This window comes from Petrocella sp. FN5, assembly GCF_029210395.1.
GTDB lineage: Bacteria > Bacillota > Clostridia > Lachnospirales > Vallitaleaceae > Petrocella.
In genome coordinates this window covers 1-1,523 of sequence record NZ_JARGDP010000176.1, presented here as the reverse complement: position 1 = coordinate 1,523, position 1,523 = coordinate 1, and the positions used below count along the sequence as shown (strand labels likewise).

Below are 1,523 nucleotides of genomic sequence, written 5' to 3'. Positions count from 1 at the left end.
ACGCCTCCTAGATTTCTTTGTCACTTTCACCAATAGATTCTCTCATACCTGTATCGGCCTGAATGTTTTTTAGATTATAATAATCCATCACACCAATATTGCCTTTTCTAAATGCTTCTGCAATAGCAAGGGGCACCTGTGCTTCAGCTTCAACCACTTTTGCCTTCATTTCTTCAACCAATGCTTTCATTTCTTGTTCTCTTGCAATGGCAAAAACACGTCGCTCTTCAGCTTTTGCTTGAGCGATTTGTTTGTCTGCTTCTGCTTGTTCTGCTTGAAGCCTTGCACCAATATTTTTACCTAAATCAATATCTGCAATATCTATTGAAAGGATTTCAAATGCGGTTCCAGAGTCCAGGCCTTTATTTAAGACCCGTTCAGAAATCATATCCGGGTTTTCTAGAACTTCTTTGTGACTTTCACTTGAACCGACTGTGGTGACAATACCTTCACCAACCCTTGCGATAATGGTTTCTTCACCTGCACCACCTACTAATCGATCAAGGTTGGCACGAACCGTTACTTTTGCCAAGGCTTTGACCTCAATACCGTTTTTTGCAACTGCTACGACCAAAGGTGTTTCGATTACCTTAGGGGTAACACTCATTTTCACCGCTTCAAGAACATCACGACCTGCCAAATCAATAGCGGCGGCCCGTTCAAAAGTCAGATCTAATTTGGCCCTGTGCGCAGCTATTAGAGCGTCTACAACACGACCAACTTTTCCTCCAGCCAGCAAATGAGATTCTAGCTGATTAATATCCACATCTATATTTGCTTTTACCGCTCGAATCAAAGGCAATACAATTAGATTCGGCTTTACACGCCGTAGCTTCATACCTATTAAGCCAGCTATACTGACCTTGACATTGGATGAAATAGCGGCAATCCACAATCTTACCGGAATAACGCTAAAAAACAAAGCCAAAAACAGTACCACCAACGAAACTATGAGTAACATACCAATGGGTTGTTCCATATTAATACCTCCTATTCTATACTTTTAACAAAGATTTTTTTGCCTTCCATTTCTGATATTATAATTTTAGAACCTTTTGTTATAAAACTACCTTTTGTTAGTACATCTAACTCCAAGCCAACAAATGCGCCTTTACCAGAAGGTCTAAGTGAGGTTAAGGCGACACCTGTTTTGCCCACAAGTTCGTTCAAATCACTTTTTAGAATTTCTTCATTTAGTTGGGCTTTCTGAATTAAGGGGCTTCTCTTAGATGCTATGAACTTATAGGCTAAGTACATAAGAATAATGGCTACTAGTAAAATAACCAAAAACATCACAACGCCTTCAGCTACTGTATTGGTTGTCATAATGACGCCAATCAAAATAGCCACAATACCTATACCGCCGGTGATGCCAAAGCTTGGTATAAATATTTCTGCAATTAATAATAGAATACCGATGGCTATGAGGAGAATGGGTAATGTTTCCATAAGCTACCTCCTTTAGGTTTATTTGCCTATTTATGCATAGGATTATGAATACTATTTTCATTTGTTACTTCTAC

Annotated in this window: 2 protein-coding genes; both read right to left on the bottom strand. The window is 39.1% G+C overall.

The window, feature by feature from the left end; all coding sequences use genetic code 11:
• Positions 1–7: 7 nt before the first annotated feature.
• On the bottom strand, positions 8–979 hold the full coding sequence (gene floA / locus P0N36_RS15285) for a flotillin-like protein FloA (protein WP_275843750.1): 972 nt from the start codon (positions 977–979) through the stop codon (positions 8–10).
• Between the two features lie 11 nt (positions 980–990).
• Complete coding sequence (locus tag P0N36_RS15280) at positions 991–1,449, bottom strand: NfeD family protein (RefSeq protein WP_275843749.1); 459 nt, start codon at positions 1,447–1,449, stop codon at positions 991–993.
• Between the last annotated feature and the right edge of the window lie 74 nt (positions 1,450–1,523).

Bases quoted from the DNA above. Each gene is read 5' to 3' on its own strand.
- floA (WP_275843750.1), bottom strand. From the start codon at position 979: ATGGAACAACCCATTGGTATGTTACTCATAGTTTCGTTGGTGGTACTG.
- P0N36_RS15280 (WP_275843749.1), bottom strand. From the start codon at position 1,449: ATGGAAACATTACCCATTCTCCTCATAGCCATCGGTATTCTATTATTA.